Origin of the sequence: Streptomyces sp. NPDC002669, from assembly GCF_042889165.1 — a bacterium.
Lineage (GTDB): Bacteria > Actinomycetota > Actinomycetes > Streptomycetales > Streptomycetaceae > Streptomyces.
The window spans coordinates 36149-48878 of the sequence record NZ_JBIAQQ010000027.1 but is presented as its reverse complement, the minus strand read 5'-3'; the positions used below and the strand labels follow the sequence as shown (position 1 = coordinate 48878).

General features: G+C 71.3%; 11 protein-coding genes. 4 read left to right on the top strand and 7 right to left on the bottom strand.

Going from position 1 to position 12730, the window contains the following annotated elements:
• Window positions 1–87: 87 nt before the first annotated feature.
• Complete coding sequence (gene panB, locus ACFYW1_RS30985; protein WP_389000538.1) at window positions 88–999, bottom strand: 3-methyl-2-oxobutanoate hydroxymethyltransferase; 912 nt, start codon at window positions 997–999, stop codon at window positions 88–90.
• Between the two features lie 191 nt (window positions 1000–1190).
• On the opposite strand from panB, the gene ACFYW1_RS30980 reads away from it, so the two are divergent.
• The 3 genes from ACFYW1_RS30980 to ACFYW1_RS30970 all read left to right on the top strand — a co-directional run bounded on the left by ACFYW1_RS30980 (window position 1191) and on the right by ACFYW1_RS30970 (window position 4848).
• Window positions 1191–2813, top strand: coding sequence for a DHA2 family efflux MFS transporter permease subunit (locus tag ACFYW1_RS30980; protein WP_389000535.1), 1623 nt, complete (start codon window positions 1191–1193; stop codon window positions 2811–2813).
• A 118-nt stretch (window positions 2814–2931) separates the two neighbouring features.
• Entirely contained in the window at window positions 2932–3576 is a 645-nt protein-coding gene (locus ACFYW1_RS30975) for a TetR/AcrR family transcriptional regulator (RefSeq protein WP_389000532.1), read from the top strand.
• 201 nt (window positions 3577–3777) lie between these two features.
• Window positions 3778–4848 carry an endonuclease/exonuclease/phosphatase family protein gene (locus ACFYW1_RS30970; protein WP_389000529.1) on the top strand — a complete coding sequence of 357 codons (1071 nt, stop codon included), beginning with the start codon at window positions 3778–3780 and terminating at the stop codon, window positions 4846–4848.
• Window positions 4849–4929: 81 nt separating this feature from the next.
• On the opposite strand, the gene ACFYW1_RS30965 is transcribed toward ACFYW1_RS30970, so the two are convergent.
• The 6 genes from ACFYW1_RS30965 to ACFYW1_RS30940 form a co-directional block, all read right to left on the bottom strand.
• Window positions 4930–6684 (bottom strand): NAD+ synthase, encoded by a 1755-nt coding sequence (locus ACFYW1_RS30965; RefSeq protein WP_389000526.1) that lies wholly within the window; start codon window positions 6682–6684, stop codon window positions 4930–4932.
• Window positions 6685–6775: 91 nt separating this feature from the next.
• Window positions 6776–8467 carry a multicopper oxidase family protein gene (locus ACFYW1_RS30960; RefSeq protein WP_389000523.1) on the bottom strand — a complete coding sequence of 564 codons (1692 nt, stop codon included), beginning with the start codon at window positions 8465–8467 and terminating at the stop codon, window positions 6776–6778.
• Window positions 8468–8560: 93 nt separating this feature from the next.
• Window positions 8561–8731, bottom strand: a complete 171-nt coding sequence (locus tag ACFYW1_RS30955) for a hypothetical protein (protein WP_187438496.1) — start codon at window positions 8729–8731, stop codon at window positions 8561–8563.
• A 196-nt stretch (window positions 8732–8927) separates the two neighbouring features.
• Entirely contained in the window at window positions 8928–9353 is a 426-nt protein-coding gene (locus ACFYW1_RS30950) for a CBS domain-containing protein (RefSeq protein ID WP_389000520.1), read from the bottom strand.
• Between the two features lie 246 nt (window positions 9354–9599).
• A complete protein-coding gene (locus ACFYW1_RS30945; protein WP_389000517.1) occupies window positions 9600–10322 on the bottom strand; it encodes a DUF305 domain-containing protein in 723 nt (240 codons plus the stop codon).
• Window positions 10319–11029 (bottom strand): DUF3105 domain-containing protein, encoded by a 711-nt coding sequence (locus ACFYW1_RS30940; RefSeq protein WP_389000514.1) that lies wholly within the window; start codon window positions 11027–11029, stop codon window positions 10319–10321. The genes ACFYW1_RS30945 and ACFYW1_RS30940 overlap by 4 nt, the downstream gene beginning before the upstream one ends.
• Before the next feature lie 242 nt (window positions 11030–11271).
• Between ACFYW1_RS30940 and glnA the strand changes: the two genes are divergently transcribed.
• Entirely contained in the window at window positions 11272–12633 is a 1362-nt protein-coding gene (gene glnA, locus ACFYW1_RS30935) for a type I glutamate--ammonia ligase (protein WP_148834680.1), read from the top strand.
• Window positions 12634–12730 lie beyond the last annotated feature (97 nt).

The window sequence follows — 12730 nt, the reverse complement described above, 5'->3', positions numbered from 1 at the left end:
GGGGGCGCTTTCGTGGGGCAGCGGCCCCGCTGTGGGCGGTGCGCCCCGGGGCCTCTCGTGGATCAGGCCGGAGCCAAACGAAAGGCCCTAGTGGAAGGTGTGCTCGGCGGCCGGGAAGGCGCCGCCCACGACCTCCTCGGCGAACTCCTTCGCCGCGTCGCCCAGCACCTTGCGCAGGTTCGCGTACTGCTTGGTGAAGCGCGGCACCTTGCCACCGGTCAGCCCGACCATGTCGGTGTAGACCAGCACCTGGGCGTCCGTGTCGGGACCGGCCCCGATGCCGATGGTCGGGATGTGCAGGATGCGGGTGACCTCGGCGGCCAGCTCGGCCGGCACCAGCTCCAGGACGACGGCGAAGGCGCCCGCGTCCTGCACGGCCTTGGCGTCGCGCAGCAGCTGCTGGGCGGCCTCCTCGCCGCGGCCCTGCACCCGGTAGCCCATCGCGTTGACGGACTGCGGGGTCAGGCCGATGTGGGCCATGACCGGGATCCCGGCGTCGACGAGCAGCTTGATCTGCTCGTGGCTGCGCTCACCGCCCTCCAGCTTGACCGCGCCGACCCCGGAGTCCTTGATCAGCCGGGTCGCGTTGCGCAGCGCCTGGACGGGGCCCTCCTGGTACGAGCCGAAGGGCAGGTCCGCCACGATCAGGGCGCGCCTGGTGCCCCGGACGACGGCGGCGGAGAGGATCGCGATCTCGTCCATCGTGACGGGCACGGTGGTCTCGTAGCCGAGGTGGCAGTTGCCCATGGAGTCGCCGACGAGCATGACCGGGATGCCGGCCTCGTCGAAGACGGACGCGGTCATCGCGTCGTAGGCGGTGAGCATCGGCCACTTCTCGCCGCGCCCGGTGGCGGCGGCGATGTCGTGGACGGAGACGCGGCGGGTGCTCTTCCCTCCGTACAGCGCCTTGCTGCTGTCGGCGGGAGCTCCCGCAGGGGTGTTCGCGGGGGTTCCCGCGGAGGTGTTCGCGGACTGGTTCCGCGCAGCCTGAAGCGACATTGCTGTGGGCTCCTTCGTCATCTCGAGGCGCCCTCACGGCGTCCCCGGACCGGTTCCATGGTGGCATCCCGTGCCCCTTCGCGGGAAGTGGGGCACCGGACGAGGGCTCAAGGCCCGGTCGAAAGAACTCTTGTCGTAAAAGTCTTTCCAATACGAGACGGTCTCGTATCGAAACCGGCTAGGCTCCTGGCATGTCAATACCGTCCGGCGCTCGCACCGCCGTGCCCCAGGTCCCGGAGGCGATCCACCGCCGCCGTTGGGCGATCCTCGTCGTTCTGATGTTCAGCCTGCTCATCGTGGTGCTGGACAACTCGATCCTGAACGTCGCGGTCAAGACCATCGCCAGCCCCGCACCCACCGGACTGGGCGCCACCCAGAGCGAGTTGGAGTGGGCGATCAACTCCTACACGCTCGTGTTCGCCGGGCTCCTCTTCACCGCCGGCCTGCTCGGCGACCGCATCGGCCGCAAGAAGGTGCTGCTCTTCGGCATCCTGCTCTTCGGCGTCGGCTCCGCCCTGGCCGCCATGTCGGGCTCGCCGGGCGAGCTGATCACCTGGCGCGCCCTGATGGGCTTCGGCGCCGCCTTCGTCATGCCCGCCACGCTCGCGGTGCTGATGAACGTCTTCGAGCGCGACGAGCAGCCCCGGGCCATCGGAATATGGGCCGGCAGCGTGGGGCTCGCCATCGCGATCGGCCCGATCACCGGCGGACTGCTGCTCGAACACTTCTGGTGGGGCTCGATCTTCCTGGTCAACGTGCCCGTGGTGATCGTGGCGCTGATCGCGATGGTGCTGCTGGTGCCGGACTCCAAGGACCCCAGGCCCGGCCGGATCGACCCGATCGGCGTGCTGCTCTCCATCGTCGGCCTGGTGCTGCTGGTGTACGGCATCATCCGCGGCGGCGAACTCGCCGACTTCACCGACGCCATCGTGCTCCTGTCGATCGCCGGCGGTCTGCTGGTCCTGATCGGGTTCGTCTGGCACGAGAAGCGCAGCACCCACCCGGCCATCGACATCTCGTACTTCAAGGAGCCGGCGTTCTCCGCGGCCGTGGCCGCCATAGCGCTGGTCTTCTTCGCGCTGATGGGGGTGACCTTCTTCTCCGCCTTCTACATGCAGAGTGTGCGCGGCTGGAGCGCGCTGGAGTCGGGCCTGATGCTCCTGCCGCTGGCCGCCGCCCAGATGATCTTCGCACCCCGGGCCCGGCTGCTCGTCGACCGCTTCGGCGCCCGTGCCGTGTGCACCGTCGGCATGCTGCTGGTGGCGATCGGCCTCGCGGCGTTCGCGCTGTTCGACGGCACCACGCCGGTCTGGGTGCTGTGTCTGCTCCTCTTCGTGCAGGGCACGGGCATGGCGCACGTCATGACGCCGGTCACGGTCTCCGTGATGCAGGCGCTGCCCCGCGAGAAGGCCGGTTCCGGCTCGGCGGTGAACAACACGTTCCGGCAGGTCGGCGGGGCGCTCGGGGTCGCCGTGCTCGGCTCGGTGCTCTCCACCGTCTACCGGGGCGACATCGAGGGGCACCTCGGCGCGCTCCCGGCCGGTCTCCGGGAGACGGCGGGGGAGTCGATCGAGGCGACCCTCGGCATCGCGGACCGGATGGGCGCGGCGGGCGCCCCGCTGATCGACGCGGCGAACGACGCGTTCCTGAAGGCCATGCACGTCACCGCCATCGGCTCGGCCACCATCGCACTGGTGGGCGCCCTCGTGGTGGCCCTGTTCCTGCCGGGGAAGCCGGCCGCGGGGCAGGAGCCCGGCGGCTCAGGGAAGGGCGGCCGGCCGGTGCGCGCGGCAGGGACGACCCCGAGAGGCTGAGACACCCGCCCTCGGGGCCCGGGCTGGCCCCGGGGCCCGAGGGCGGCCGACAGCGCCGCCACCACCGTCGGCGAGAATCGGAACGGCGGTCGGACGGTGTGGTGAGAGGTGGAACGACGTGCGGACACAGGAAGAGGAACGGGACCGTCCGTCCCGGAAGGACCCGGAACCCCGACGGGGCCGGCCGCGCAGCGCGGCGGTCGAACGGGCGATCCTGGACGCCGTCGCCGGGCTGCTGGAGGCGGGCGAACCGCTCGGCAGCCTGTCCATCGAGCGGATAGCCCGGACCGCGGGGGTCGGCAAGGCGACGATCTACCGGCGGTGGAGCGACAAGGAGGAGCTCTTCGTCGACGTCCTGCGCGACATCGAGCCGCCGGAACCCGTCGTCTCCGGCACCGCCGGTCTCGCCGACCTGCGGCTGCTGCTGGAGTCGATCCGCCGCCGCGGCCTGGCCCAGCGCTCCTCGGCCCTGCTGCACAACGTCTTCGCACAGATGAAGAGCCACCCCAAGCTGTGGGCGGAGTACCACTGCACCGTCATCGCGCCGCGCCGCGCCGCCATGCTGGCCGCGGTGCGGCGCGCGGTCGACGCCGGTGAGCTCCGCGCGGACCTGGACGTGGAGCTGATGAACGACCTGTTCCTGGGGCCCATGCTCGTACGCACCGTCCACCGGCCCGAGGCGTCGTTGCCCGAGGACCTCACCGATCGCATCGTCCGGCTCCTGATGGAGGGACTGGCCCCCCGCCCGCCCGCCGCCGACTGAGAGCGCCCGGCCCCGGGCCGACCTGCCCGAATGCGATCGTTGTGTCACAAGCCCGGACGGAATCCGCCCGGCCGGAACCCGCCGGACCCCGCCTTTCGTCCTCGTGGCAGTACGGCCGTCGCGAACGGCAGGAAACACGTCGTCCATCGCCTAGGGTCGTGGGCGCGGCGACATGCACGGCAAGGCAGTGAGGACAGCGCGATGGTGCAGGCGTACGGAGCGGACACCGGGAACGACCGTGCGGAACCGGAACCGGAGCAGGGACCGGAGCACGCGCCGGGGCCCCAGCCGGAACGCGGCGGCCCGGCAGCGCGGCTGCGGGCCCTGCGCGACAGGCTGGCCGACGACCGGGGCATCTGGCGGCGCGGCATCGTCCTCGCCCTGTGCTCGGTCCTGCTCACCCTCGTGATGGCCCTCCACTCCGAGATCCCGAACACCATCGGCAACCTGGGCAGCCTCTCCGAGACGTTCCTGCCCTGGTGCGCCGTCTTCATCCCGCTGCTGCTGGTCCTGGCCCTGGTGCGCCGCTCGGCGACCGCGCTGATCGCCCTCCTGCTGCCGGTCGTGGTCTGGCTCAACGCCTTCGGCGGCCTGCTCACCGACAAGTCGGGCACCGGCGGCGACCTCACCGTGGCCACCCACAACGTCAACGCCGACAACCCCGACCCCGCGGGCACCGCCCGGCACGTCGCGGACTCCGGAGCCGACGTCATCGCCCTGGAGGAACTGCCGAGCGGCAAGGTGTCCGCGTACGAGGCGGCACTCGCCGAACGCTTCCCGTACCACGCGGTGCAGGGGACCGTCGGCCTGTGGAGCAAGTACCCGATGAGCGCCACCCGCCCCGTCGACATCAAGATGGGCTGGACCCGGGCGATGCGCTCCACCATCACGACCCCGAAGGGCGAGGTCGCCGTCTACGTGGCCCACCTGCCGTCCGTACGGGTCAAACTGCACGCCGGATTCACCGCCAACCAGCGCGACAACAGCGTGGACGCCCTGGGCGAGGCCATCTCCCGCGAATCGCTCGACAAGGTGATCCTGCTCGGCGACCTCAACGGCACGATGAACGACCGCGCGCTGAACGCGGTCACCGCCCGGATGCGCTCCACCCAGGGCGCCGCCGGCGACGGCTTCGGCTTCAGCTGGCCGGCCTCGTTCCCGATGGCGCGGATCGACCAGATCCTGGTGAAGGACGTCGAACCGGTGTCGTCGTGGACGCTCGACAGGACGGCCAGCGACCACCTGCCGATCGCGGCCCGAGTCCGGCTGTGACCCGGGGCGCGGGCCGACGCGCACGGCCGGGGCCGGGGCGCTCGCAAGCGCCCCGGCCCCGGCCGTCCGTCTCCGCCCCGGTCAGCGCGTCTCGCGCCACCGGTTGGTGATCGGGAGGCGGCGGTCCTTGCCGAAGCCCTTCGGGGAGATCTTCGTGCCCGGCGGGTACTGGCGTCGCTTGTACTCCGCGGTGTCCACCATCCGCAGGGTCTTCGCCACCAGCTCCTCGTCGAACCCGGCCGCGACGATCTCGTCCAGGCCCCGGTCCCGGTCGACGTACAGCTCCAGGATCCGGTCCAGCACGTCGTAGTCGGGCAGCGAGTCCGTGTCCACCTGGTCCGGGCGCAGTTCGGCGCTGGGCGGCTTGGTGATGGACGCCTCCGGGATCGGCGGGACCTGCCCGCGCTCCTCCGCGGCCCGGTTGCGCCACTTCGCGAGGCGGAAGATCGCCGTCTTGTAGACGTCCTTGATCGGGCCGTACGCCCCGACCGAGTCGCCGTACAGCGTCGAGTAGCCGACCGCCAGCTCGGACTTGTTGCCCGGCGCGAGGACGATCTGCCCCTCCTGATTGGAGACGGCCATCAGCATCGTGCCGCGCAGCCGGGACTGGAGGTTCTCCTCGGCCAGGCCGGTGAGTCCCAGCGCACCCATGTACGCGTCGAACATCGGCTCGATCGGCACGGTGCGGAAGTTCAGCCCGGTGCGGCGGGCCAGTTCGGCCGCGTCGCCCTTGGAGTGGTCCGAGGAGTACTTCGACGGCATCGAGATGCCGTACACGTTCTGCGCCCCCAGCGCGTCGCAGGCGATCGCGGCGACCAGCGCCGAGTCGATGCCGCCGGAGAGCCCGATCAGCACGCTGCTGAAACCGTTCTTCGCGGCGTACGCGCGCAGGCCCACGACCAGCGCCGAGTACAGCTCCTCGTCGTCGTCCAGCCGCTCGGCGTACCCTCCGGTCAGCTCCGCCGGGTACGCCGGGAGGGGCTCCTCGGAGAGCACCACGTGGTCGATCCGCAGCCCGTCGTTCACCACGCCGGACGGCGGCTCGGCGGAGGCGGCCGGCAGGTCCAGGTCGAGGACCACGCTGCCCTCGGCGAACTGCGGGGCGCGGGCGATCACCTCGCCGTCCCGGTCGACGACGATCGAGTCGCCGTCGAAGACCAGCTCGTCCTGACCGCCGATCATCGCCAGGTACGCGGTGGTGCAGCCGGCCTCCTGGGCCCGCTTGCGGACCAGCTCCAGCCGGGTGTCGTCCTTGTCCCGCTCGTACGGCGAGGCGTTGATCGACAGCAGCAGTCCGGCGCCGGCGGCGCGCGCGGCCGGCACCCGGCCGCCGTCCTGCCAGAGGTCCTCGCAGATCGCGAGCGCCACGTCGACGCCGTGGACCCGTACGACCGGCATCGAGTCGCCCGGCACGAAGTACCGGAACTCGTCGAAGACGCCGTAGTTGGGGAGGTGGTGCTTGGCGAAGGTCAGCGCGACCTGCCCGCGGTGCAGCACCGCGGCCGCGTTCTGCGGGGAGCCGGCGGGCTGGCCGTACCGGGGCTGGGCCGTCTCGGAACGGTCCAGGTAACCGACGACGACCGGCAGCTCCCCGAACCCCTCCTCGTCGAGCCGGACGGCGAGCGCCCGCAGCGCCCGGCGCGAGGCCTCGACGAAGGACGGGCGCAGGGCCAGGTCCTCGACGGGGTACCCGGTCAGCATCATCTCGGGGAACGCCACCAGGTGGGCGCCCTGTTCGGCGGAGTGCCGGGTCCAGCGGACGACCGCCTCGGCGTTCGTGGCGAGGTCACCGACGGTCGAGTCGATCTGATTCAGTGCGAGGCGTAGTTGAGGCACGCGCACCAGTGTAATCGTCTGATTGACGCGATGTCCCGGTGGGCCGCGGAACAGGGGCCGCGGGCCCACCGGGAACGGGGTGGCGGGCCGGTCAGCGGCGGTAGCCGAGGACCGTCATCATGCCCACGTCCGAGTGGTAGATGTTGTGGCAGTGGAGCATCCACAGCCCCGGGTTGTCCGCGTCGAACTCCACGGCCAGCGAGTTGTTCGGCCGGATGATCGCGGTGTCCTTGCGCGCCCAGGTGGTCCGGCCGCGCCGGGTGGCCCGGTGCGCGGGCCCCGCCGGTCCCACGAGGCCGAAGGAGTGCCCGTGCAGATGGATGGGGTGCCACATCTCCGTGACGTTGAAGAACTCCAGCCTGACCCGTTCGCCCTCCCGCACCGGGTGGCGCTGCTTCGGGTCGTACGGCTCGTGGTCGAAGGCCCAGTCGTACTCCTCCATGCTGCCGGTCAGCCTGAACCGGATGATCCGGTCGGGCTCGCGCCGGGACAGGGTGACCGACTCGTCCGGGTCCAGGTCGTACGCCTGCACCAGCTTCCCGTACAGCTCGTCGGGCCGTACGGACGCGGTGGGCGCGGTGCCCTTCCCGGTGCGGAGCAGGGCCAGTGCCGAAGCGCCCTTGCCCTCGGCGAGCGCGGTCAGCGGGAACACCCCGGCCTTGGCGGTGACCAGCACGTCGTAGCGCTCGCCCATGCCCAGCAGCAGGGCGTCCGTCGTGGTGTGCCGGACCGGGTAGCCGTCGGTGTGGGTGATCGTCATCCGGTGGCCGCCGAGCGCGACGCGGAACGCGGTGTCGCCGCCCGCGTTGATGATGCGCAGCCGGATCCGGTCGCCGGGCTTGGCGGTGAAGGAGGTCGGGGACTTCGGGATGCGGCCGTTGATCAGGTAGTGCGGGTAGGCGACGTCGCCCCCGTGGCTGTTCAGCAGTTCGCTGTACGAGCCCCGCTTCAGCCGGGAGGGGCCGGAACGGCGCCGGGCGGACTCGGGGCCCTTGCCGGACCCGGCGGACTTGGAGGAGGCGGCGGGCGCTCCGTGGCTGCCGCCGCCGTGGTCCATGCCGCCCCTGCCGCCGCTCAGTTCGTCGAGCACCGAGTCCGGGGTCGAACCGTCAACCCCGTCGACCCAGTCGTCGAGGACGACGACCCACTCCTTGTCGTACTCGAGGGGCTCCTTCGGGTCCTCGACGATCAGCGGCGCGTACAGCCCGCGGTCCTGCTGGACGCCCGTGTGCGGGTGGAACCAGTACGTGCCCGCGTGCGGCACGGTGAACCGGTAGGGGAACTCCGCACCGGCCTTGATGGGCGGCTGGGTCAGGTCGGGCACGCCGTCCATGTCGTTGCGCACGTTGAGGCCGTGCCAGTGCAGCGAGGTGTCGTGCGGGAGGTGGTTGGCGAGGGTGAGGGCCAGGGTGTCGCCCTTCGTGACCCGGAGTTCCTTGCCGGGCAGCCGGGCCTCGTACGCCCAGGAGCCGACGGTGAGGCCGCCCAGGTCGAGCCGGGACGGAGTGGCGACGAGATCGACCTTCCGCACGGGGCCGGAGCCCCGCCGGGCCTCGGCCCGCGCGACCTCCTCCCCGTCGGGGGAGACGTACTCGCCCTTGGGCTTCCTGCCGGGGGAGGCCCCGTGGTTCACGCTGCCGTGGCTCGTGCCACCGGCGTTCGCGCCGGCGGTCTTCTTGCCGGCGGCGGTGTCGCCGTCGCCGGAACAGGAGGTCAGCACTGCTGTGCCGACGGTGGCGACAGCGGCGCCGAGCACGGCGCGTCGGGTGGGGGGAGTGCGCATGACGAGAGTGCACCTCGGGGTGTTGTCGGTATTCCGGTCTGCTGGGGGAGGGGCGGCATCCCCTTGCCACGGGGCAGAGGGGGAGGCGCCCCTCTATATGCGCAGCACCGACAACGGGGCGGGACGGACCGGGGCCGGACGGGGCACCGGACCGGCCACCGGAGTGAACCGCGCCGGGACGCACCCGAGGAGGTGGGCGATCCCGATGAGCAGCGAGACGAACAGGGACAACTGTCCGTACGTCGCACATCCACTCAGGGTCATGTCGAGCACCCTACCCCCGCCGGGTATCACTCGCGCGCGGAGGAACGCGGAGGGGCGCGGAAACGTATCGCCCCAATGGTTCCGGGCCTGATGGGGTGGGTGCCGGAACGGTGTTCGCGCGGGCGCGAAGCGGCCCGTCACTCCCTCGGACGAGAGGGGCGACGGGCCGTCGTCGGGCCGGTGTCCGCAGGTGCGGTCAGCCGCGCGCGTAGACCTTCTCCGCCCAGCCGGCGATCTGCTCCTCGCTGAGGTGCTGCGCCAGGTCCGCCTCGCTGATCATGCCGATCAGCTTCTTGTTCTCGACGACCGGGAGCCGGCGGATCCGATGGGTCTGCATCTCGTCCAGGACCTCTTCCACCTGGGCCTCCGCGTCGATCCAGCGGGGGGTGCCGTGGGCGAGGTCGCCCGCGGTCATCTTCGACGGATCGTGGCCCATCGCCACACAGCCGACCACGATGTCGCGATCCGTGAGGATGCCGATCATCCGGTCCTGCTCGCCGTTGGCCGAGATGGGCAGCGCACCGACCTTGTGGTCGCGCATCAGCTGCGCGGCCCGGTCGAGCGTCTCGTGCGCGGGGATCCATGTGGCCCCGGTGTGCATGATGTCCTTGGCGGTGGTCATGAGGGCTGCCTCCTGAGTGCCGTGGGCATGCTGTACGACCCCGAGTGATTCCATCGTCATACGCCCGTTCGGAGTACGCGACCGCTCACGCCTGTTCGAGTGCGCGAAGGACACGGAGCCGGGAACGGGGCCGGAGCCGGGCCCGGGCACGCGACCGCACCGCCGGGCCCGGGCACGCGACCGCACCGCCGGGCCGGGCACGCGACCGCCGCCGGAGCCGGGCGGGGTCCGGCGGCGGGGAGTCCCTCAGGACCGGGGCCTCGCCCCTCGCGCCTTCAGCATGTCGGCCATCGCGTCCAGCTCGGACTGCTGGGCGGCGACCATTCCGCGGGCGAGCCGCTTCTCCGCCTTCACCGCGCACAGTCGGGCGCAGCCGCGGGCCATGTCGACGCCGCCCTTGTGGTGGTCGGTCATCAGCCGGAGGTACAGGACCTCGGCCGACCTGCCGCTCGCCGTGCGGAGCCGGGCGAGTTCGGCCCTGGTGGCCATGCCGGGCATGAGCGGTCCGTCGTGGGTCCGGTGACCGCTCCCCGAGCCCCCGGCCCCGTCCGCACCGTTCATCGCGTGGCCCTCGTGCCCGTCCGCCATCCAGTCCATCGGCTCCTGTCCGGCCGTCGTCTTCGGCAGCTCCCACAGATCCAGCCAGCCGAGCAGCATGCCGCGCTGGTTGGCCTGCGTGTTGGCGATGTCGTACGCGAGCCGGCGCACCTCCTCGTCCCGCGTGCGGTCGCGCACGACGAAGGACATCTCCACGGCCTGCTGGTGGTGGACCGCCATGTCGCGGGCGAAACCGGCGTCCGCCGAGTCCGCCGCGGGCGTGCCCGGAGCACCGGCGGGGTGGTGCGCCGGGGGCCGCGCCCCGTCGTCCCGCGCGGCGGCGACCGTCGCCGCCCCCGCGCACAACAGGGCGAGCGCCGCGACGGAGCCCACCGCCCATCGGACGCGCCGGACGCGCGGTGCGGCGGTCACGGCGTCCCCAGTCCGCCCGAGCACGTCGCACCGGGCTCGGGCGTCTGCGGCCCCTGCACGAACTTCTCGAAGAACCGGCCGACCCGCGGGTCGTCGGCACCGTCCACCGTCACCTGGTTGCCCCAGGCACTCAGCATGATCGTCCCGCTCTGGCCCTCGTACGGGCTCATCAGCGAGTACGGCGTCCTGCCGACCCGTTCGGCGAGCTTCGCCACGTCGGCGGCCGGCGCCTCGCCGGTGTACGTCACCCAGACGGAGCCGTGCTCCAGCGAGTGCACGGCGTTCACGTCGGGGATCGCCTTCTCGTACACCTCGCCGTCGCAGTTCATCCAAACGGGGTTGTGGTCACCCCCGACCGGGGGCTTCATCGGGTACGTGACGGGGGTGGTGACGTGGTTGCGGGTCAGCTTCTCCGCGTCCCACGTCCGCAGCCCCTCGATCGGGCCGCCGTCCGACTTCCCCCGCTGGTCCTCCGCGGGCGCCTTGCCGTCCTCGGAGCCGGCCCCGGACGCGGACCCGGCGTCCTGCGCCCGCTCCTGCTTCTGCTCCGACGCCTCGGACGTGTTCAGCACCAGGTACGAGCCGAAACCGACCAGACCCGCGACGACGAGCACGCTCAGTCCTATGGCCAGGGAGCGGTCGCGGCGCTGCCGCGCGCGGTGGGCGTCGTGCGGCTGCTGCGGGTGGGGCCCGGGAACGAAGCTCATGGCGTCAGGTCCTTCTGGGAAGGGGGCGGGGGCGGCCGTCGATCATGGGAACGGACGCGTGCGGGGCCGTTGTGAAGCCGCTTCGCCCCACGCGTGCCACGGCCGCCGATCGTAGTGGGTGGCCGGGTGCTCCATCTCACGTCGTGTGCGTAATCTGGGTGAAATCCCGGGTCGTGATACTGGAGTTCCTCCCCTACCCCGGGCGGTGGTGCACGGACCGTCTGAACTGCAAGGATGTGGCTATGGACAAGCAGCAGGAATTCGTCCTCAGGACGCTTGAGGAGCGCGACATCCGCTTCGTACGGCTGTGGTTCACCGATGTCCTCGGCTACCTCAAGTCCGTCGCCGTCGCCCCCGCCGAGCTGGAGCAGGCGTTCGACGAGGGAATCGGTTTCGACGGCTCGGCCATCGAGGGCTTCGCCCGGGTGTACGAGTCCGACATGATCGCCAAGCCGGACCCGGGAACGTTCCAGATCCTGCCCTGGCGCGCGGAGGCCCCCGGCACGGCCCGGATGTTCTGCGACATCCTCATGCCGGACGGCTCGCCGTCCTTCGCCGACCCGCGCTACGTCCTCAAGCGCATCCTCGCCAAGACCTCCGACCTGGGCTTCACCTTCTACACCCACCCGGAGATCGAGTTCTTCCTGCTCAAGGACAAGCCGGTCGACGGCAGCCGCCCCACCCCCGCCGACAGCTCCGGCTACTTCGACCACACCCCGCAGAACGTCGGCATGGACTTCCGCCGCCAGGCGATCACCATGCTCGAATCCATGGGCATCTCGGTCGAGTTCAGCCACCACGAGGGCGCCCCCGGCCAGCAGGAGATCGACCTGCGCTACGCGGACGCGCTCTCCACCGCCGACAACATCATGACCTTCCGCCTGGTGATGAAGCAGGTCGCGCTGGAGCAGGGCGTGCAGGCGACGTTCATGCCGAAGCCGTTCTCCGAGTACCCCGGTTCGGGCATGCACACCCACCTCTCCCTCTTCGAGGGCGACCGCAACGCCTTCTACGAGTCGGGCGCCGAGTACCAACTGTCCAAGGTCGGCCGCTCCTTCATCGCCGGACTGCTCACCCACGCCGCGGAGATCTCCGCCGTCACCAACCAGTGGGTCAACTCCTACAAGCGCATCTGGGGCGGCTCCTCCCGCGCCGCGGGCGCCGGCGGCGAGGCCCCCTCGTACATCTGCTGGGGTCACAACAACCGCTCCGCCCTCATCCGCGTCCCGATGTACAAGCCCGGCAAGACCGGCTCCTCCCGCGTCGAGGTCCGCTCCATCGACTCCGGCGCCAACCCCTACCTGACGTACGCGGTGCTCCTGGCCGCGGGCCTCAAGGGCATCGAGGAGAGCTACGAACTCCCGGCCGGCGCCGACGACGACGTCTGGGCGCTGTCCGACGCGGAACGCCGTGCGATGGGCATCGAGCCGCTGCCGCAGAACCTGGGCGAGGCGATCTCGCTGATGGAGAAGAGCGAACTGGTCGCCGAGACACTGGGCGAACACGTCTTCGACTTCTTCCTGCGCAACAAGAAGCAGGAGTGGGAGGAGTACCGCAGCGAGGTCACCGCCTTCGAGCTGAAGAACCTGCTGCCGGTGCTGTGACCGGGGCCGGTTCGACCCGGCGGGCGTGAACGGCTTCGGGCCGGCGGTGGTGAGACCGTCGGGCCGGAGCCGTTTTTCATGCCCTCGTGCGGCCGGG